General features: G+C 68.2%; 8 protein-coding genes. 2 read left to right on the top strand and 6 right to left on the bottom strand.

The window, feature by feature from the left end; translation table 11 throughout:
* Nucleotides 1-28 precede the first annotated feature (28 nt).
* From ACWEQO_RS16165 to ACWEQO_RS16140, 6 genes are all read right to left on the bottom strand, one after another.
* On the bottom strand, nucleotides 29-2,353 hold the full coding sequence (locus ACWEQO_RS16165; RefSeq protein ID WP_452983378.1) for a UvrD-helicase domain-containing protein: 2,325 nt from the start codon (nucleotides 2,351-2,353) through the stop codon (nucleotides 29-31).
* Nucleotides 2,350-9,087: a DEAD/DEAH box helicase gene (locus tag ACWEQO_RS16160; RefSeq protein WP_452983375.1), complete on the bottom strand. Its 6,738-nt coding sequence runs from the start codon at nucleotides 9,085-9,087 to the stop codon at nucleotides 2,350-2,352. The genes ACWEQO_RS16165 and ACWEQO_RS16160 overlap by 4 nt, the downstream gene beginning before the upstream one ends.
* Nucleotides 9,084-14,534, bottom strand: coding sequence for a hypothetical protein (locus tag ACWEQO_RS16155; RefSeq protein ID WP_452983372.1), 5,451 nt, complete (start codon nucleotides 14,532-14,534; stop codon nucleotides 9,084-9,086). Before ACWEQO_RS16155 ends, ACWEQO_RS16160 begins: the two co-directional genes overlap by 4 nt.
* Complete coding sequence (locus ACWEQO_RS16150) at nucleotides 14,531-17,590, bottom strand: SNF2-related protein (protein ID WP_452983369.1); 3,060 nt, start codon at nucleotides 17,588-17,590, stop codon at nucleotides 14,531-14,533. The genes ACWEQO_RS16155 and ACWEQO_RS16150 overlap by 4 nt, the downstream gene beginning before the upstream one ends.
* Nucleotides 17,591-17,718: 128 nt before the next feature.
* Nucleotides 17,719-18,894 (bottom strand): serine/threonine-protein kinase, encoded by a 1,176-nt coding sequence (locus ACWEQO_RS16145; RefSeq protein ID WP_452983366.1) that lies wholly within the window; start codon nucleotides 18,892-18,894, stop codon nucleotides 17,719-17,721.
* Between the two features lie 233 nt (nucleotides 18,895-19,127).
* Nucleotides 19,128-19,298 (bottom strand): helix-turn-helix domain-containing protein, encoded by a 171-nt coding sequence (locus tag ACWEQO_RS16140; RefSeq protein ID WP_228679018.1) that lies wholly within the window; start codon nucleotides 19,296-19,298, stop codon nucleotides 19,128-19,130.
* 668 nt (nucleotides 19,299-19,966) lie between these two features.
* On the opposite strand from ACWEQO_RS16140, the gene panD reads away from it, so the two are divergent.
* Nucleotides 19,967-20,386: an aspartate 1-decarboxylase gene (gene panD, locus ACWEQO_RS16135; protein WP_452983363.1), complete on the top strand. Its 420-nt coding sequence runs from the start codon at nucleotides 19,967-19,969 to the stop codon at nucleotides 20,384-20,386.
* 44 nt (nucleotides 20,387-20,430) lie between these two features.
* Nucleotides 20,431-20,778, top strand: a complete 348-nt coding sequence (locus tag ACWEQO_RS16130) for a GNAT family N-acetyltransferase (protein WP_452983360.1) — start codon at nucleotides 20,431-20,433, stop codon at nucleotides 20,776-20,778.
* Nucleotides 20,779-21,401 lie beyond the last annotated feature (623 nt).

Genomic DNA, 21,401 nt, shown 5'->3' with positions numbered 1-21,401 from the left:
CCTGAGGCCAGGGAGGCCCACGTCCGTGTCAGACCGGCAGGTAGGGGCTGTGCTTGCCGTGCCAGCTGATGTTCAGCGCGTCTCGGGCTCGCGTGGTCGCCACGAAGAGCAGGGAACGGGCCTTGCGCTGTTCGCGCTCGTAGCGGGGCGGATCCTCGGTGCGGTAGCGGTCGATGACGTGCGTGCGGGGGATGATGCCGTCACTGGCACCCACGATGGCGAGGCGTTGGTACTCGAGGCCCTTGAAGCGATGCATCGTGCCCACGTGAACCTCGCCGTCACCCTTGGGGCCGTCCTTGGTCAGTTCCGCGCAGGTGATGCCGGCCTTGGTGACCAGGTAGTACATGGTCTGGCTGACCAGGTCGCGGTCGGCGACGCAGACGGCGATATGGCCGCTCGGGTCTATGGGTGAGCCGTTCTCGTCCGTGGAAAGCTCTTCGCGCCACGTGGTCAGGGTGGTGGCAAGGCCGACGAGCTCGTCCTCCCAAGTTTCGTACGGCGTGAAGGCCGGGGCGGGGCCGTGGAGGACGGAACGGTATCCGGCGAGGTTGTCGGTGCCATCGTCCAGGTCGTCGTAGTTCACCTGCTGCCCGGGCTTCACGGGGTCGACCACGCGGAGGGCCTCGGTGAGGATCTCCTTGGTGGTGCGGTAGCTGAGGGTGAGGCGAGAAGAACGGCCGCGGATGTTGATGCCGAGGCTGCCGAGGGCTACCTGGTGGTCGTAGATGCGCTGGTGGGTGTCGCCGGCGATGAACATGTCGTTGGACAGGTCCGGGTCGGCCATGGCCCGGAGCATCTTCCAGTGCGCGGGACTGAGGTCCTGGGCCTCGTCGACGACGATGTGCCGGTAGCGGTAGTTCAGGTAGCGCATGCCGGAGCTGTTGTCGCGGTGGATGAGGTCCTTGCCGCCGACCTCCTCTTTGTACTCCCGCCGGGTCCTGATCTTCGCGGCGCGCTCGATCTCGAAGCGGGCAGCGCGCTCGGATGCCTGGCCCCAGGTCTCCACGCCGAGCTTGTCCAGGCGGGCGGTGAACTGCTCGACGAGCTTCCAGATGTGGTTGCGCTCGGGCCGGGTCAGGGAACGGCCCCGTCCTGCACGGCGGGCCTGGAAGTAGGCGGAGCGGGTGGCGACGGACTGGCCGAGGATGACCTGCTCCCACTCTTCCAGGAGGAACTCGGCCTCCCAGCGACGGTCGTCGAGTTCGGCGAGGAGTTGGCGCATCTCATTCAGCGCCACGTGGTCGTAGACACGCTGCCGGCCCCGGCCAGGTGCGGTGTTCTCACCCAGGACGCGGGCGGCGAGCTGGTCGATGTGAGCGATCTCGACACGGGCGAGGAGTTCGGGCTCGACGAGGGATGCCAGACGCAGGCGCAGGTCCGTGGTGAGGTTCTTGGTGAACGTGGTCAGCAGGATCGCCTTGTTGTTACCGGGGGGCAGTTGCTCGGCCAGGTGCTTGACCCGGTGCAGGGCGACGATGGTCTTTCCGGTGCCGGGCCCGCCGGAGACGCGGGCAGGTCCGTTGTAGTGGCGGTGGACGATGCGTTCCTGGGTGGGGTGGAGGAAGACCTTCCAGGCTCGGAAGTCTCCTTCGTCGATGGCCGCCTGAACGGCATCGTCGACGGCGGTGACCTTGGTACGGCTCAGGGCCGCGGCGAAGTCACCGAGATCGGGCTCGTGGCCGAGCTCGACGGGCTGGGTGATCTCCTTGCGGACCTCGTCGATGGGCATACCGGCGGCGAGACCGTAGAGGACGTCCTTGGACAACAGCGGGGCGCCCTCGACGAGCTGGTCCAGCTCGGCGCTGTCGGTGACGGCGAGGGCCAGCTCGATCAACTGGTCGGCGACGCCCAGCTCCCGCAGCTGGTCGGCGCTGTACGCGGCGAGCAGGGGAGGGGTTTCCACCGTCGGCTGCGGCTGCGGCTGCGGCTGTGGTTCGGGCTCGGCCGACGGCGCGGTCCGGTCAGGTTCGGCCGGGGTCAGGGTGATCCCGGCGCGGCGTAGTGCGCTGCCGCCGACGACCGAGAGGTCGACGAACTCGATCTCGCCGGTGACACGGTTGACCGCGACCTGGAGCTCTTCGTAGACGTCCTTGCGGTGGCGGACGGCGATGACCAGCCAGCTCTGGGTGTCGTCCGCGTCTACTCCGGTCGGGGTCAGCAGCGCGCGGTAGGAGTCGTTGACCCGCGCGGACCAGATGCGCGAGTCGCCTTTGAGCTTCTTCAGCTTCAGGCCCGGCTGGTTGGGGTTGTTCCGGAAGACGTGGCAGAAATCGTAGAACTGGGCCTTGACCGAGCGGTCGAGCTTGTACAGCTCCTGTTCGGCCTTGCGGTACAGGCTGAGCCGGGCGGTCATCGGGTGGTGCCTTCCGTATTGGGGAGCTGTACGAGCAGGGTGTCGAGGTGGTCGAGCCATGCGGCGGCGGTCCGGACCGTCCAGCCGTCCTCGGCGTAGGCGGCGTCGCGTCGTTGAGCCTCGATGTCCTCGTCGCCCTGGTGGGCGGCCACAACGGCGATCTTGAGGTCGGGAGTCCACCAGGCGAAGTCCGCCTGCCAGCGGCTGCTTCCGAGTTCGAACCCGAAAACGGGGGCCTGCTTTCCGTGCTCGGCAAGCGTCTCGGCGAGGCGGAGCAGGGCAGGTGCTTCGTCGGGGTCCTCGCGCAGGATCTCCAGGATGTCGTCGTCCCAGACGGCGTCCCGGATGATCTTCCGGAGGGCGGCTTCCGCCGGCGAGTCCGTGCTCGGCTTCGAGGCGGCGGGCCGGACTGCGGGCTCGGGCACGACGGTGGGCGCGGGGGCGAGTGCTGCGGCGAGCGAGTCGAGTTCACCCAGGCCACCGCACACGGCGAGAACCTCTACCTCGAAGTCCGCAGCGGTGCTGACGGCGAGCTGGACACCGTCCCCGCCCACGAGTGACAGGAACTGGGTGATGTTGGTCCAGTACAGCCAGGACCGCCACCGCAGCTTGTGCTCGTCGGTGTCGAGGACAGCGACGCTGTCGTCGAGGACCGTCAGGGCGGTCCACCGCAGGTTGTCAGGGTCGGCCGCGTCCAGCGCGAACACGATCGGCAGACCGTGCTCGTCCTGGGTCCGGAACACATGAACGGGACCGAGGCTGCCGGCGTCGGGTACCACCGGCTTGCCGTGCCGTCGGCCGGCTCCGAAGGAGGCGAGCTGTTCGCGCAGTGCGGCGACGAGCTCGCTGCGCTTGCCGGTCGCGGCGACGGCGGTCGTGGCGGAAACAGCGGTGAGGCCGGTGACCAGGGCGCGGGCCCGGCGGGCCCAACGGGTGGCGTCAGGATCCCGCAGATAGGCGATGAGCGTGTCGATCGGGTTGGCGAAGACGGCTTCGCCGAAGTGGGCACGGTTGCCGCCGTACTGCTCGTAGGCGGCCTTGGCCTGCTCCTGGGCGGTGCCCCGGTACGGCGGCCAGACCGGTTTGGTGCGCCCCGGGCGCCGCTCGAACAGGTCGATGTCGGCCCAGGTGATCTGGAAGACGACCTTTCCGTCGGCACGGAGCCGGGTGCGCTGGGCCGCGTTCTTGGCGATGAGGTTGTGCTCCCGGCTGGCGTGGAACCGGAAACCTTCCAGATAGACGTGCACGCTCTGCACCGGACCGCCGACGCGGGTGAAGGTGAAGTCCGTTCGGGTGCCTTCGAGCTGCCGCTGGGCGGTCAGCCTCCAGTGCATCACGTCTGAGCCGTCGGTGAATCGCAGATGCCCGCTGGCGTGGCCCTCCTCGTCCAAAGCCGCGTCGTCGGTGACCTTCACCCAGTCCCGCAGCGCGGTCAGGAAGCGGGCCTCCAGGTCGGATTCGACCTGAGCGTCCAGCCCGACCAGCCCGGTGTGCTCCACATCGCTGATGTCCCAGCCGTCCTCGCCGTCCCCCTTGAACAGCAGCGACTCCAGCATGCTGAGCGCCGCCTGGCGCGAGACGACGTCCTGGAACTGCTCGGGGGTGTAGCGGTGCAGACAGCGGTGGCAGGCGCGCCGCTGCTCCTCGGCGCACGGACATGCCTTGAGCTGTTCGTACGCCCGAGCGAGGGTGTCCCGGAAGGCACGGCGGTCGGTGAGCCGGTCCAGGTATCCGGTGCCGCCCGGGAGAGAGTCGAAGAGAACCAGGAACCAGCGGCGCTCGCCGCTGTCCATGTCCGGCATGGAGGCCACCGTGGTGTCCAGGTGCTGCGGGTCGCCGCCGAAGTGCAGGTCGACACCGAGTCGCAGGGCGGCCCGGAAGGAGTGCACCCGCGCGTCGACGTCGGCTGTCGCGGCCGGGATGAGGATCCGCAGGGCTTCGGTCTGCAGCTGGTGTGCCAGCAGCACCTGCTCCTGCGTGACGCCGTCCTTCTTGCCACGGCGCAGCGGGCACCACGGGCGGTGGTGCTTGAGCTGCGGGGCGCGTGCTGCTGCCGATTCCAGGGCGTCGGTGTCGTGGTCGAAGACCGGACGGCCGTCCGCGCTCGCGGCCCCGCAAGCGGTGCACACGTGGAAGGGGTTCAGCCGGACCAGGTGGCCGGCGAAGTCATCTCGAGCAGGAGCGTCATAGCGGACCGGGCCGACGTTGATCCGGCGGATCATTGCCGTGCGGCAGAAGTCCACGCCGAACGTCTCGCGGTCGTGCCGCCAGGACTTCCCCCGCTCGATCTTCTCGACGGGGATGTCCACCGCGTCCACAACGGTGTAAGAGCGGCGATCACGGTCGTCCTTGTCGTCCCGGATCCGTGCGTCCTCACGCTTGTCCCGCGACGTCACGGTGGCCGGCTCCACGACCTGGAACAAGCAGGAGCCGTCGTCGGCGATCTGGCTCGTCCGGCACCGAGGGCACGGAGAGCGATCGTCGGTGGCGTCCTCGGTACGTACGTACCCGCACCCTGGGCACACCCGCCAGGTCCGCCACTCCTGGCGCCCGCCCGTCGACAGCTCCAGGCCGGTGATCTCGTGCCGGTAGCCGTTGACGTAGAAGGTGTTGCCCGGCGCCAGCTCCTGGATCGCGAAGCGGCGGGGCCGCTCATAGGAGACCGTCTCGGACGTGTACACCACCTTGCCCGTCTTCGGGTCCATGCCGTCCTCGCCGTACAGGGTCGCCGACAATGTCGTCGACGAGTCGATGAGGGCGTAGTTCGGCAGCAGACCCAGGTCACACAGTGCGGTCTGGGCCGTGGTGTCGCCCAGGTGGAGCAACTGCCTGCCCACCCCGCGCCGTTCGGCGTCCAGTTCCGCCTTCTGGCGGGCCTGGTCGGGGTCGCTGTCGTGCAGCTCGCCGTGGGCCTCGTCGATCTCCCGCAGCCGCGCCCGCAGCGCGTCCTCGGCGCGCCGCCACTCGCCTTCCGCCCTCTCTACGGCGCTGCGCAGACCGTGCGTCGCATACGCCTCCAGGTCGGCCCCGGCCTGCTCGCTGACGCCGACCGGGAACAGCCGCAAGAACCCCTTGACCAGCTCCTCGCCCTGGTCGAGGGCCAGCTCCACCAGATCGGTCAGATAGCCGGACGGGCCGAACAGGCGCGGCGCCTTGTGCGGCAGCGCGCGCAGCACGATGCCGTCCGCCCGGACGAGACGGCCGGCCGCGGCGAGGTCCAGCAGATGCGCCAGGTACTGACGACGAAGGATCTCGACGGCCGACAGGTAGGACCCGGGCGGCACGATCGTGCCTGCGATCAGGTCCTTCGGGCGCTCGAGGAAGTACAGGTCACGGCGCCGCCGGTCGGGGATGGTCAGCAGGAAGGCATTGCCGGTGCGGCGACCGGCCCGGCCGACCTGCTGAGCGTAGGAGGCGGGGCGGCGCGGCAGCGCTGCCAGCACGACGGCGGACAGGTCGCCGATGTCGATGCCCATCTCGAGCGTCGGCGTGCAGGAGAGCACATCGGGGTCCTTGAACCCGCCGCCGCGCTTGAACGCCTCCTCGACCTTCTCGCGCTGGTGCCGCGTCAGCATGCCCGTGTGCTCGGCGGTGACCACCTGATAGGTGCCCGCGCCGAGGTAGAGCCGCCGGTAGTAGTCGTCTCTGTAGTCGCGGTCGCGGTGGTGTACCCCCAGCCCTTCGGGCCGGTCGCCGGCCACAAGGCGGCCCCGTCGGCACCGGTAGGAGGGACAGGGCTGGTCGTGCCACTGGTCCAGCAGCGACGGGTGGACCGTCTGCTCCCAGAAGCACACCGGGCACCGCACGTACGAGACCCGCACCTGCTCGTCGTCCAGCAGCCGGGCCTCGATGTTGCCGGGCTTGAGCCCGTACACCCGCACCGAGGTGTCGTTCGGGGTGCGCACCGATAGCAGCCCCATCGAGGCGAGTTCGGGCAGCAGCCGGCTCCACAGCTCGGGTGCCAGCTCACGCGGCAGCTCCAGGCACCGCCCGGCCCACCGCTCGTACCAGGAGAGCCGTCCGGTCGCGAAGTCGAACTCGCTGCCGTTCTTGGGCTGCCCGAGCAGGAACACGGGGGCGGCGATCCCCTTCGGGAAGGCCCGCATGCCCGGAGCCCGCTTGCCCCAGATGTAGTACCGGCTGGTGCCCGCCTCGTCGATGTACTTGTTCAGCCACTGATGGGCGACCGCACCCCGGGTACGGAGCCGCTCCAGGAAAATGCGCACGAACGCCAGATAGCGGGCGTCGTCCTGCGCCACCAGCGGCAGGCCGTCCCGCACGCACTCCTCGTGCAGCCGCTTGACCAGCGCGATCACTGCCGCCGGGTCGTTGATGCGGACCTGCGCGGCGGCAGTGCGGGTCAGCTCCAACGTACGGCCGTTCCGGGACCGGAAGCCGAACTCCATCAGCGCCTCGAACGCCAGCCGCTGACCGATCAGCCGCCACGTCTTCAGGTCCCCACCGCGACCCTGGCCGGACAGCAACCGGTTCACGCCCTTGAAGCCGTGCAGGTCCGGTGGCACCACCGCCGAGAGGGTGTCCTTGTCCGTCGTGGCGTCGACGACGTTCGCGATCAGATCATTCAGCGCGGTCGGCTCGTCGTGCCGCAGGTGGTCGGCGAGGAGAGCACGGAGCGAGAAGGTGTACGAGCGATTGGCGACGAACCCGGCGCGGTGCGCGGCATCTTGCACCGAGTCGTTGAACATCAGCGTCTTTTTCTCGTGGAGCTTCTTGTCGAGCTCCCCACCGGTGAAAAGCTGGGTGATGGACGCGGCCGCCATCGCGGCAGCACCCGTACCGAGGTAGCGGATCGCGTTGCGCTCACCGCACGCCGGACACCAGTCCTCCTTGGCCGCGGTGTTCGCCGTCTCCCCGAAGTTCACGAGCACGAACGCCGAGTCACGGGCCGTCAGCCGGGGCTCCTTGGTCTCCCGGTCGTAATCGTTCAGCGGATCAGGCAGTCGCAGTCGCTTACGGGTGCCGTCCAGCACCATCAGCACCCCGCCGGCACCCTGCGACGCAGCCGAGCCCCCCTTGCCGCCGGCCGCAGTGAGCAGCGCGGCCCCGGAACCCTCGCGGGCCTCCCGGTCCGTCGCGGCGATCAGGTTCCGCACCCGGGCCTTGTCCTGACCCAGCGAGGCCCGCCGAATCTTGTACGTATCGAACTGGACATCGTGGTCATCGCTCTCTGGCGAGAACACCGCCCACCCCGACCGCCCGCAGTCACGGCAGTAGATCGCCGGCAGGAACAGGTTCGCGCTCTGCCCCGTCGTCGCCGTCGTCACCGGCGCCATACGGCCGCTGTCGGCCGCGCCGGCATCGGCCGTGCCGGCCACATCCCAGCGGAACTCCGCCTTCGGCCACGGCAGCACTCCGCGCAGCAGCCGAGACACCGAACGCGCCCATTGATGCACCTCGACGTGCACGAAGGGCCGGGGCTCGGCGGGCGAGGACTCCGGATCGCGGGCGTACGACAGCAGCGCGACGAACCGCGCCAGGGCCTCGGCCGCCTTCTCCGGCTGTCGCGCCACCGCCTCGGACCAGCCGGCGGCGCCCGCACGCCACATCACATCCAGCACTTCGGCACTGGTCTTCACCCCGCCGCCGAGGGCCTGCATCACCGCGCGAGTGAACAGATGCCGCTTGAGGTTCCCACCGAGGAGGAACGGATCGAGGTCACGGACGTCCGTCACCTTCTCGATCAGATCCAGCAACGCCTCGTCACCGGTCGCCGGATCGGGCAGCGCCAGCAACTCGTCGGGTGTCGGCATCGGCTGCATGGTCACGTCCCCGAGCGGGATGAACTCCTCGACCGTGAGCCGGTTCTCCCCGACGATGGAGTCCGCCGTGAATTCCGTGCCAAAGACGTGGGTGGCCACCTCCAGCAGCTGCGCCGTGCCGTCCTCGTCCGTGCCGGAAGCGAGCGTCGCCGATGTCGCGACCGGGCAGATCTTGCCCAGCGGACGGCCTTCCTCAGCTGCCCCCACGGAGGCGGCGAGTCGACGCAGCAGCATCCCGACGTCCGTGCCCTGCGCGCCGTCGTAGGTGTGGAACTCGTCCACGACGACGTAGCGGATGTCCGACTCCCGCCACAGGGGGGCGTCGTCCGCCCGCTGGAGGAGGAGGTCCAGCATCTTGTAGTTCGTTATCAGGATGTCCGGCGGGGACAACTGCATGTCCGAACGGCGGGTCCGCACCTTCTCGTACTGCGTCGCCGCGCGCTCCCCGATGTAGAGGCCGGCCGACAGCTTCCCCAGCTCGGCGTTCTCCGTGAGCAGATCGTTGATGCGCTGCGCCTGGTCGGTGGCCAGGGCGTTCATGGGGTACAGGAAGACCGCCTTCACCCCGGTCTTGCCGGCGGCCCGCTCCCGACGGCAGTGGTCCAGCACGGGGTAGAGGAACGACTCCGTCTTACCGGACCCGGTACCGGTGGTGACCAGCGTCGGTTGCGGGGTGTGGCCGTGCGCCGAGGTTAGCCGCGCGAAGGCGACCGCCTGATGCGCGTACGGCTTGAAGCCCACCGGCTGCCACTCCAGATGGGTGCGCCACTCCTGGCCGGCCACGGTGAACGGTGTCCGGATCCGCAGATATGGGCCCCGGAACATCCCCGACGTCTCGTCCCCGAGAAACCGGTGCAGCGCTTCACGCGCCCCCTCGTCGGTGAGCGCGTACGTCGTCGACAGGTACTGCAGCAGGCTCTCCTTGAGCCCGCGCGCCTGAAGAGTCGGCCTCACGGCTTCGGCACCTCCTGCTTCACCGGATCCCACTCGCCACGGGCGACGGCGTCATCGAGCCGCCTCTGGAAGTAGGCGTGCGTGGCCCGCATCTCCGCCTCGCGGTCAGCCTTGTAGAACGGCGCGGTGTACCCCTCCGGCACGGGCGCGTTGGCGGGGTCGGACCGGTATGCCTCGAACTGCGCCCAGCTCTCCTTCGTCTGCCGCTGTCCGATCGTGCGGGCGTTGCCCGCGATCTTCCAGCCATCGGCGTCGAACCAGGTCACGGCCTCGTACTTCTGCAGCACGGGGAAGCGTCCTCGGTACGCGGCGACGAGCGCGTCCGCATCCATACCGAGCCACACGGCGACCAGAGCGTCGATCTCGACCAACGCGGAACGTCGGGCTCGCTCGCTGCGGAGGGGTGTCTCAGGACGCCAGTCCGGGGTGACCTCGTGGAGTGGCTGGAGGCCGGGCCAGTCACCGGCCCACGGCTCGTAGGCGGGCCATGTGGGGTCGTAGAGCTCCGCCCAGAGGTCCGCGTAGGCGCGGGTGAGGCAGTTGAGGCGGAGCGCGCGGAGGAGGAGGGCGGAGGCCAGGGGATGGTGAAGGGTTGGCGCGGGCATAGCTTTGGCCCCGGCCACCCGGAGGTCTCCGCGTCCCGTCGCGCGCAGGAAGTAGTCCAGGGGAAGGGAAGCCCAGAAACCAGCTGTGAGAGCCGTCAACTGAACCGACGGCATGGCAAGGCTATGCACCGCGTCAATGTGTGTCGTGCCTGGTGGCACGAGTGCCGCGTACAGCGCTCGCTCGGTGTTGGGGGCCACTTGACGGCGCCAGGCAAGGCGGGGCAACACGGCGTACCGTCGGCGTGCCCGCTCCTCAAGCACAGCATCGACCTTCGCTGGGTCAACTGCCTGCTCGGCGACCTTGTCTCGCTCGGCGACCTGCGCACGTGCTCGGGCGACTGCCTTGTTATCTACGCGCAGTCTGGCTAGAACCCTGTGGTCGATCCAGCGATCCTGCTCGGAGAGGAAGGGCTTGGCCATCTCCCTGGTACGCACGTAGGCGGTATCGGGAACAAAGTCGTGTGCGAGGCTGACAAGATCCCGCCCGTATGGGTCGTTACTGTTCGCGTCGTGGCGCTTGAATACTGGAGTGGCAACGCCCAGCTGGGTGCCCTTGAGGATGACGTGACGCCAGCGATCTGGCTGGTATACCTGACCCGTGGCTGGATCCGGTCGGTTGTAGTCGATTAGGTTGTCCTTTTTGGCGCCGCTTTCGTGGTATCCGGGTGAGATTTGCGGAGAGAGGAAGCCAAGCCGCAGCGGGTAATTCGCCAGAGCCTCGATCGCCGAGGCTTCGCCAGTGCTGACAGGGAATAGTAGCCGTGCCTGTTCGACAGGTTGGTCGACCTCGTCCAGTAGAAGCTGCCAGACAGAGAGTTGGTGCCTGTCCACTCTGACGACGCGAGCCCGGTGCGGACGTTCGTCGAACTCGCCGTTGCGGTATCGGACCCCTGGTACTTCGCCGGAACCGTCGTGTTCAGCGGAGAGCCGGAGCGCATCTGTTGAGACGAGCCAGGACAGGTGATCGAAAGAGATTTTCGTCGGCTGCCCGTAGATGTGCACCCCGAAGTGCGCGGTATGGCCGACCGGTTCGGGAAAGAATCTCTGCCCAGCGTTAACGAAGTCACCGTGAATTCGAAGCCGCCGGTACGCCGCTTCTCGAAGAGCTCCCTCCTTGTCGCCAGTGAAGTGCGTGTCAGGATGCACCATCCCTGCCGTGCCATCGGATGAGGCGTGCGCCCAGACTTGGGACATGAAGGCGCGGTATAGGTCCGGTTGGGTACCCATCAGTAGCGGGTACATCTGTGGTGAACCGAACACGGCAACTTGGGCAGACGTGCTTCTTAGCTCATTGAGCACGTATCGACGTGCGTCCTCAGACGCCAGCACATTTCGACGCCGACGATCCTTTTCGATCTCCGATGCTTTGTCTTCCAGCTCAAACCATGGCTCGCGCTCTGCCAGCACAGCTGATTCGTTCCAGCGGGGCCGTACCCACGGCGGGTTGCCTACCTGGAGGTCGAAGCCACCGTTCCGGGCGAAGACGAGGGCAAATTCCAGTTCCCAATGGAGGAAACCCTGCTCCTCCGCGATGTCGTGCACCTCCCAGAGCCAAGGGAAACGGTCTTCTGGGTTACCGGGGTCCATTCCCATGAAGCTGGGCAGCGTCTCTTCGAAGCTTTTAAGCGCTTCAAGGTCTTTGAAGCTGTCGATGAGGGTGCCCTCGGGCACGTCGGCAGTGCCGAGCATGGCCTCCAGGAACTCCAGCCAGTCGTCCAGATCCTTGAGCGGGACGATCGGCCGGCGCTCCGGGGCCTTCGGTTTTGGCGCTGTCGCCTGGTTCCTAGCCCGCGGCCTGACCTGCTTGACCTCCACGACCGAGTCGTCGGCGCTCAGTTCGAGGTCTGCGAAGCTGGTCTGCTCGGGGCCGAGAGCAAACAAGGCCGTCGCCTCGACGAAGCGCGGCGCAGGCAAGGGCTCCGCTACAGGGTACGTTTCATGGCCAGCCGAGGGAGCGAGCGGTTCCGTGGCCAGCGGCGCGCCGTCGAGGATGCGGCTGAGGCTGTCTGCCCCCATTACCTGGGGCACCGCCGTGTACTCCCCAGCGGTACCGTCGAGCAGCCTGGCCTTATCGACGGGCCAGAACCACAACGCGCACCAGGCATCCATGACCTTCTTCAAGCGCCAGTACGGGGTGTCGACAGCATTGAAGAGGTCTTCGAGGACCTGTTCCTTGGGAACGGCCTGGTCGGGACGATGGAGGAAGGCGAACTCAGGATCGGTGAGGTCGGCACCCCAGACGTCGATCCGGCGAGCGATCGCCTGCTCGGAGAGTTCCATGCGCTTCACGACGAGCGACCAGAGGAATTCGACGCGGCGGGCGGCGTCCCTGAGGCGGGTGAACTGGGACACCGGCTCCTTCTTCGACTTGCCGGCCTTGCTGCGCTTGGGGCGCTGGAGAATGCCTTTTTTCCAGGCGGCGAGCTGCTCGACGCCTTCCTTCGCGAGTTCCTTGGCTTCCTTCGAGCCCGCGACTGCCGCCCATCCGGGGCTCGGTAGCAGGAACTGGTGTACCGAGTCTTGGGGGAGTGGCTGGGGCTTGCCGTCCTTGAGGAAGGGCAGCGTGGTAGGAGCTAGGGCACCCTTGGCCTTGAGCCATTCCTTGCCGGTGACTTCGTCGGCCGCGTAGACGGCGCGGCGGGCACCGATGAGGCTGTTGCCTCGACGGAGGTGGAGACCGAACCAGGGGGCCCGCATGCCGGGGTGCATAGTGTTGAGCCAGAGGGACACCTCGGCGAGCTCGACGCCGGTGGCGTTGAGGTCTACGCCGTACGCATTGTGCAGGGCGATGTACGCCTTGGCCTTCTGCTTCTCGGTGAGGGCGTCCGCGGTGGGGATGGTGACGCCCAACTCGTTCTGCCTACGGCGCAGGTATTCCTCGGCGACCTGGTTGATCGCCTCGTTGAGGAAGGCGCCGGAGCCGAGAGCCGGCTCGCAGATCTTGTACTTGAGCAGTTCCGAGGCGCGAGTCTCTATTACGTTGTCCTCGGCATCGCGATCCTGGTCGAGGCGGTGCTTGAGCGTGAGCTCGACCGTCACCTGGGTCAGCGACTCGGGCGTGTAGTACGAGGCGGAGGTCTCGCGGTCACGGCCGGCGAGGCGGTAGACGAAGGATCCCTTTTCGTACTTCTTCACGCCGCGCAGGCCCTTGCGGGCGTCGTCCTCGTCGTAGTGGACGAGGGCTTTGTCTGGGTACTGGTCCTGCTTCTTGGAGGGGATGAGCCAGGAGCCCTTCTCCGGGTCGCCGCCCTTGGCGACCTCGCACAGCTCCTCCTCGGCGATGATGCCGGTGTACGACATCAGGCCCTCGTAGACGGCGCCGAGCTGGTTGATGCCGAGGTTGCGGTAGGAGATGAAACCGCCCCGCTCGCCGCGCTTCCCCTTCTTCATGGTGAGGAGACGCAGCACCTCGTGCAGGGCGGCGTTGCGGAGCCGCAGGTCGAGCCAGCGCGGGTCGCTGTCCTCGTCGCTGCGAGGGTCGAGGACGCCCCTGCCGATGAGGCGTACCGAACGGGGCTCAAAGAGCTCGCTGCGCAGGGGTTCGAAGCGCAGGCCACGGTCCTCGCTGCGGCGGGCGGCCTTGGCCTTGCGGGTCTCCTCGTCGTCGCCGGGCTGGTCGTCGTCGGCCTCGGTGCCGTACGGGCGGTGGCCGAAGTTGACCTTGTTGAAGAGGACGTCCAGAGATTCGTGCAGATGGAAGCCGTTGCGGGCCTCCTCCTCGACGAGTTCCTCGTCGCGTTCGACGAGGTCGCGCAGGCGGGCCATCGAGTAGCCGGCCTCGTAGCTGCCGTCGTCGGCGGGGAGGATGCCGAGTTCGGGGCGGGCCTCGGCGTAGAGGAGGAACAGGACGCGGTAGAGGTAGCGGAGGGATTCGCTGGTGAGTTCCCGGGCGAAGGGGATCTTGGGGCTCTCGATGTCGGCCGGGGTGACGTCGTTTTCCGGCTCGGCCATCCGCGCGAGGACTTCGTTGGCGATGATCTCTACCGAGCGCTGGAGCCCATGGCGCAGTTCGCCGGAGACGCCGGCGGCGTTGGCGCTGGAGGACTTCAGCAGGGCATCGATGGTCCGGCTCTGGTCGTTCTCGCCGGGCCGAAGCATGTCCAGGCTGAACAGCGCCGCGATGGTGGCGAGTTCGCCCTGCTGACTGCGGTCGTTGCGTTCGAGGGCCGCGTCGAGGTTGACGGCGAGGTAGCGGCCCTCGTTCCAGGACTGGCGATCCGCGAGGACAAGCACGCCTCCGCACAACAGCAGGACGAAGCGCGGGCGAGGCCCGCCGGCCTCGCCGAGCTCGCTCTGGAAAAGCCAGGACGCCAGGGCCGGGCCGGTTTCGTACATCTCGCTTGCACTGACACGCAGCGGGTGCAGCAGCCGGCCGGGGCCTGTCCCGTCCAGGGCGGTGTCGTTGTCGGCGGCCCAGCCGCAGTCCAGGGCGATGATCCCGTGGCCGTGGTAGGCCACGGTCAGGGAGTGGTCGCGTCCGGCGCGGTGGACGGTGACCTCGGTAGGAGTAGCCCCGAAGCCGAGGGCTTGCAGGATCGTCTGATGCCACTCGGCGAGGCGCTTGCGCCACTCGGAGTTGTTGTGGGTGTTCGGTCGGACCTCATCTCCTGCGTCGCGCTCGGCGGCCTCGGCGAAGTAGCCGCGTACGTCTTCGGCGAGGTAGGCGCCGCGCAGCGAGCGGAGGAGCTCTCGGGAAGTCTTTCGCGGGTCGTGCTCATCGCCTTCGCGTAGGGCCCAGGTGGCGAACAGGCCCTTCTTCAGGTCGGTTCCGAGCTGCTCGGCGAAGTAGTGCGCGGCGAAGTACTCGCCGCGGTTGCTGAAGGAGTCGAAAGCGGTGCTCATCGGTCGGTGTCTCCCTCAGCGGCGTTGAGCGGTTCCAGGACGGCGAGCAGGCGCAGCATCGGCTCACCCGTGGTCTGCAAGGAGTTGAGAAGGCTCAGTCGCCTGCTGGCGCTGAGGTTCACTCCGCGCTTTCCCGTCCCGTCAGAAGAGAACATGGCTTCCTGTTGCCAGTGCACGACGCGCTTGCGGGACGGGGCCAGGATCGCCTCGATCTCCTCGCCGTACGCCTCTTTCAGGTCCCGGAGATGCTGTTCAGCCCTGTCGATGGCTGCGGGTACGAGCTCTGTCAGGCCACCGAGGTCGCGGGGCGCGGCGCGGCCCGGCATGGTCGGACTCACGCCGTAGTCCTCCAGTACCTCTGGAGTCAGAGACGTCACCTGAAGGTCGTCCGGGTCGCCGTGGACGGCCATCCACGCAACGATGGTGGGCCGCCCCAGCGCGTTGGAGCAGATGCCCTGCACCAGGAACGTCGGTGAGTCCACGGAAGCGGCGAGCACGGGGGCCTGGTGGCGGCCGACCTCGACGAGCACCTTGTCGGTCAACCAGTCCAGGACCGGGTGGACGTCGGTGACGTAGGAGACGTTCGGCCACTGTGACTTGGACGACTCTCGGGCCGCCTTCAGACGCCGGTCTGCGAGATCCTTGGAGAAGGTGATACGCATCCGTCCCGGCTCAGTGTTCCGGGGCATGATCCGCTGCTCTTCGAGGTACGACTTCGGCAGTGCCTTCAGCCGGTACAGCAGGTCACGCGGAGGTTCGAAGGCGATCGTGCCGTCGTCGTCGCGGCGCATCGAGAGCTGGTCCTCGGGATTCGGACGGCAGACCTGACGCAATGCCTCGTCGAAGTAGTCAGCGGTGGACGAGAACAGACGTGGCACGTACGCGCGCCGCACCTCGGGATACTCCGGGACGGCGCCCACCTGGCCGAGCAGTCCGGAAAGGAACGCCGCACCCCCTTGCTGGGACTGCTTGATCGACTCCTCGACGGTCCGGCCCGCGATCAGGTCCTGGGTGAGGCGGTTCTCTTCCTCCTTGGCCCGGTACAGGCCGGTTACCGCCTCCACCGAGCCCTCGATCTTGTGCGCTTCCTCCTCGCGTTTCAGCAGCTTCTCGCCCACGAGGCGGTCGTCCAGCGTGCGGGGCTCCCCGGTCGTCTCGTCCGTCCGCCAGGGGATGTCGCTGGTGAGGATCAGAGCACGGAACTCAGGCCGGTGCTGCTGGCCGTAGCGGTCGATGCGGCCGTTGCGCTGCTCGATGCGGATCAGGGACCACGGCAGGTCGAAGTGGATCAGCCGGTGGCACTGCTGGTGGAGGTTGACGCCTTCGGAGGCGACGTCGCCGGTGAACAGGATGCGTACGGGGTCGTCGCGCAGCCCGAACTTCTCGACGATGGCCTGCTGCTCCTCATCGCTGGTGGCATCGCCGTGCATGAGCTGGATCGCGCCGCCGAAGGCGAGCCAGGGCTTGTTCTCGTCGGGGTCGGCGCCGCGACGAAAACCGAGCGCGGTCGGGACAGCCTCTGCAAGCCACTTCAGTGTGGGGATACGCTCGGAGAACACCACCACGCGGGTCTCCGAACCAGGGCCGACACCCATGGCGCGCAGCTCGTCCACGAGGGCCGCCAGCTTCGCCGAGTCGTTGTCCTGGATCCGTTCGGCCACGTCCCGGAGGTCCAACAAGGCTGCGCGCTCCGCCTGCCTTGCCGCTTCCCGGACCGCCGGGTCGACCGGGCGGGCCGGCCTCTGCCCGCTTCGCGCCGACTCTGCGGTCGGCGGCTTGTCCAGCGTCTTCAGTCGCGTCTTGACGGTCTCCAGCAGGGCCTTGTGCGAGGACAGGAAGGACTTCAGCAGCTGGTAGGGCACCAGCTGGTGTCGGCTGACCGACGCCTGGTCGGGATCGGCCGGGATCCAGCGCGTGGCGAGCTCCTGGAAGACGGCGAGTTCCTTCTCACCGGCCGTTACGTGGACCGGCTGGGACGGTCCACGGTCCGCCCAGGCGCCCTTCAACGAGTCGCGGACCTCCGCCGTCGTCTTCGTACGCCGGATGTAGAGGTGCTCAAGGTCCTTCACTTCGTACTTCGACGGGTTGGCGATGGCCGCCTCGTCCAGCATCTTGATCAACTCGGCGAACGACTCGGCACGACCGTTGTGGGGCGTGGCCGACGCCAGCACCAGCGCGTCGGTCTTCCGAGCCAGCAGACGGGCGAGCTCGTTGTTCTTGGTGCCCCGGTTGACCAGATTATGGGACTCGTCAATGACGACGGCGTCCCAGTTGGTGTGCTCGAGGTGGTGCGCGTAGACGTCGCTCTTGAGCGTGTCCACGGAGATGATCGCGCGCTTGAAGTACGCGAACGGGTTCCGGCCGGCCGGGATGTCCTGCTGGATGCGCTGGATACCGGTGGAGTCCAGACGGACGAGCGGAATGGCGAAGCGGGTCCACAGCTCCCGCTGGAACTGCTCCAGCACATGCTGGGGGGTCACGACCAGAATGCGCTCGCCGCGCCCGCGCCGGATCAGTTCGGCCAGCAGTACCCCGATCTCAAGGGTCTTGCCCAGGCCCACCACGTCGGCAATCAGGATCCGCGGTTGCGGGTTCTTCTCCAAGGACAGCGCCAACTCGGCGGGCCGCAGCTGGTGCACCTGCTGGTCCATGAGGAACCCGTCGGCCAGCGCGAGCCCGTGCTCGGTCTGCGGCAGGAACGTCTTGCGCATCACCGCTTCAAGGAACAGACGGCCCCGCCGGTGGTTGGGCGAGTCGTCCGGGACGAGCCGCGTCTCCCGCGGGTCCAGCACCTGGATCGCGTCGAGCCGGCTGTAGAAGACCGCGTCCGTGCCGCGCACGAAGGACGAGATGCCGGTGACCTCCACCATCCACCCGTCTTCGCCGACGTCCTTGGAGTTCCGGACGAGCCACAGCTCGTCGCGGATCAATACCTGGGACCCCGGGGCGTAGCCGGAGGACCCGCTGGTCCGCCGTGAGGCCGGAGCACCCTCCGGCGCCCAGGCGTCCCACACCTCATCGCCCTGGCCGCCCACGGCTTCCGCCTCGACGCTCAACGTCCACTCCGATCCCTCATCAGCGGCCACCGACGACCGCACACACCGCACACGCCTGTAAACGACGGACTACGCCGTCCGAGCGCCATTCCGACAAAGACTTTCACCCAGTACTGTCAGCGCAGGAGTCACAGAACGGGATCGGCGGCGTACAACGCGCGCAGCTCGTCCGCGATCCGCTTCGACGCCAGAGGGCGTCCCTTGGCCGCGCGGGCCTTCGGAGGGTCGCTCCGCCTTCCGGACCCCGGCGCCGGCTTGGGCAGGAAAACCTCAGGCTCTTCTGGCTCCCGTTCCGGTTCGTCGGCCTCGGCCAGTGAAGCCCGCGGCGGGTCGTCGAGCGGGCTCACCGGTTCACTGTTCTCGACAAGATCAGCCTGCTCGTGGATGAGCTTCTCGAACGGCACCGGCGGCGGCTCACCAGGGGTCGACGGAGCCTCGCCTCCCTTGGTGTGGGCGATCAGCGCGAGCCGGGCAGCCGCCGGTGTCACCTCGGAGTCGGAGAGGACCCTCGCGCACGTTTCGGAGACCGCTGACAGAGTCGGCCGCTCCTCCGGCGTGTGGGCGAGCATCGACTCCAGCAGGGGCACCAACGGTGCAGGCACACCAGAGAGATCGGGAGCGATCTCGGGATTGGTGACCTGTGCCGCGATTGCTTCCCAGCGTGAACCGTCGTACGGATAGTGGCGGGTCGCCGCGTACAGCAGGACCGTGCCCAGCGCGTACACATCTGCCGCGGGTGACACCTGTGGATGGCCGCCGGCCTGCTCCGGAGGCATGCATCGGACGGTGCCGATGATCATGCCACTGTGTGACAGCGTCTCCTGCGAGGAGTCCATGAACGCGCCCAGCCCGAAGTCGATGATCATCGGGCCGTCATCGCCCAAGATGACGTTCTGCGGCTTCAGGTCTCGATGGAGCAACCCCGCGGCGTGGACTGCCGACAAGCCTTCGGCGAGCAACGCCCCGAGGCTGGCCGCCAGTGGCAGCGGAAGTACACCGTCGCTGTCCACACAGGCCAGCAGCGTGCGACCGGCCACGTACTCCATGGCCAGCCAAGGCCGGTCTGCGTAAGGATCCGCGTCCAGGAAGCGGGCCACCCGGTTCGTGCCGATCACCGTGCGGGCGATCAACGCCTCCTTCTCGAAGCGCGCACGCGTCAGGGGATCGAGCTTGTCGTTGCGAATCACCTTCACCGCGACGGGATCGCCTGCGGGCGTGTAGGCGAGATAGACCTCACCCATCCCGCCCGAGCCGAGCTCCCGCGCCACCGTGTACCGGCCGATCCGCGTGGGCACCCCGCTCATCCGCACCGACTCACCTTTCCACCGCGCCTCACCCGATCGGCGCTCTTGCCCGACACACTCTAATCGGCCAAGAGGTCAGCCTGAGGTGCTTTCGTCCTGATCAGGACGCCGAGCAACGCGATGTAAGCCGAAACCGGCCGTGAGGAAGTCGGGACACCGGGATCTCCAGCAGCCGCTGTGTCGACGACTGCTGTGTGTCTGTGAGTCCGGGGCCGACAAGAAACTGCCCGCTTCTAATGGATCTTCTGCTGCTCCAGCCACTTGAAGACCTCGGCCCTCTTGTACAGGACCTTGGCGTTCCTGCCTCGGCCGAGTTTGTAGCCCTTCAAGCCCAGTTTCGATGCCTCTTTGTAGACCCAGCTCGTGGACATATTGAGCATCGCAGCGACCTCAGAAGTGTCCATAAGGACGGGCTCGACGCTACGGCGCCTGCGCGACGAGTCGATATCGGTGCGGGTCTCGTCGGGGTACGACTGCGGTCCCATGGGCAAGATGACTCCTTGAGGCTGGCCTGAGCCTGATCGCGGCAGCGGCTCGCGCTCTGCTCTGGTCGAATTCCAAACGTCCTTGACGCCCGCCCTGTGCCACCGCCAAGAGTCACCGGACGAGCCACAGCCATGGTCGTGAGAATCGCCGGTTTGGCTAACCGGCGATCCGCCGCTATGTTGCCGCGCTGCTTCGGCCACTCAGATTCATGGGGCTGTGGGCGCCTCCTCCTTTGAGACGGGATACGAGGGGCCTGGGCCAGCTGTCCCATGGCGGCGCGTGGTCCGACTTCCGGTCGAGCGCCTTCGCTCCTGACTGCCGTCCAGACCGTCCGCGTGACGGTGATCACGGACGCCCTTCGGGGGGGGCTGCGTAGGCTTGGGTCGTCGCCACGGTGGGGTCCGCGAGAGTGGGCGAAGCCCTCCTCCAGTCACCTGACGGGGCGTCAGGAAAGTCAGCAAGTGGTCAGCATGAGTCCTGAAAAACCTGGGGACAGCTGCCCGAACATGCGACTCGTTGTAGGGTGTCGAAACAGCCCTTGACCTGCAAAAATGCAGGCAGGGAGCCTACTTGTGGGAGTGCCCCGATGTTGCGTACAATGTTCAAGTCCAAGATCCATCGCGCCACCGTCACCCAGGCTGACCTGCACTACGTGGGGTCCGTGACGATCGACGCCGATCTGCTCGACGCCGCCGATCTGCTGCCCGGTGAGCTCGTGCACATCGTCGACGTCACAAACGGGGCCCGGCTGGAGACGTACGTCATCGAGGGGGAGCGGGGCTCGGGTGTCGTCGGGATCAACGGGGCCGCGGCGCATCTCGTCCACCCCGGCGACCTGGTGATCATCATCAGTTACGCTCAGGTGACCGACGCCGAGGCGCGGGCGCTGGAACCCCGGGTGGTGCACGTGGACGCCGACAACCGCATCGTGGCCCTGGGCGCCGACCCGTCCGAGCCGGTGCCGGGGTCGGACCAGCAGCGCAGCCCGCAGGCCGTCACGGCCTGACCGGCGCGGACGGCGGCAGACAGAGGCAGGAGCGTGATGCGTCCATGAGAGGCATCGAGATCCGCGACGACCGGGCGGCGGGCCGCCTGGAGGCGGTGACGGGCGACGGCGAGGTCGTCGGGCGGATCGAGTACTTCGTGCTCGAAGCCCCCGAGCGCGCGATCGTTCCGGTGCACACCGTCGTGGAGCCCGCCCACGAGGGCAGGGGCATCGCCGGCTCCCTGGCCCGCGAGCTGTACGCCACGGCCGCCCGTGAGGGCGTCGCGGTCGCCCCGCTCTGCCCGTACGTCGTCAAGTGGGCCGAACGCCATCCCGACCAGGCCCCGGCGGCCTCCCCGGAGCTCCTCCGAGCGGCGAAGGCATGGCTGGCGGCGCACCCCGGCCGCTTCTGACCTGGCCGGACGCCCCGACTCGCGGCGAGGTGGCGTCCGGTGTGGGGGCAGCGCCGGCCGGCCCCGCGCCGTCCTGCGGGGGAGTGACTGGGGGCGCGGCCGTCGGGTAGGCGGGGGAGTAGTCCAGAGCCGATGCCGACCGACTGGCCGGAGGACACCCGCCATGACGCAACCGCACCCGGACCCCGTTCCACCGGGCCCCACCCCGGACCCCGGCACCCCCGGGCCCGCCCCGGACCCCGTCCCCCCGGGGCCCACCCCCGTCCCGCCCCCCGAGCCACCCCCCGGCCCGGGACCGACACCCCCGCCTCCCGCCCCGGGGCCGCCTCCTCCCGGGCCCCCCGCTCCGGGGCCGAACCCGCCCGTTCCCGGGCCGCCGCCACCCCCGCCGGGGCCGCCCGGACCGTCGCCCTCGCCCATTCCGCCAGGCCCCGAACCCGTCCCGGGACCGGAGCCGGGTCCGCCGCTCACCTGACGGCCGGGACAGCGAGCGGGCGCCCGCCGACGTGGTCGGGGGGGGGCCCCCCCCGGAGGTTGACGGTAAGGGGGAACAACCCAAAGGCGGCCCCCCCCCCCCACAGGAACAAAACCCCACCCGGCCCGCCCCGCGATGGGTGGGAGGC

The sequence above is a fragment of the Streptomyces sp. NPDC004051 genome (assembly GCF_053604275.1).
Note: the sequence above shows the minus strand (reverse complement) of the source record. Positions and strands in the feature narration are given on the sequence as shown.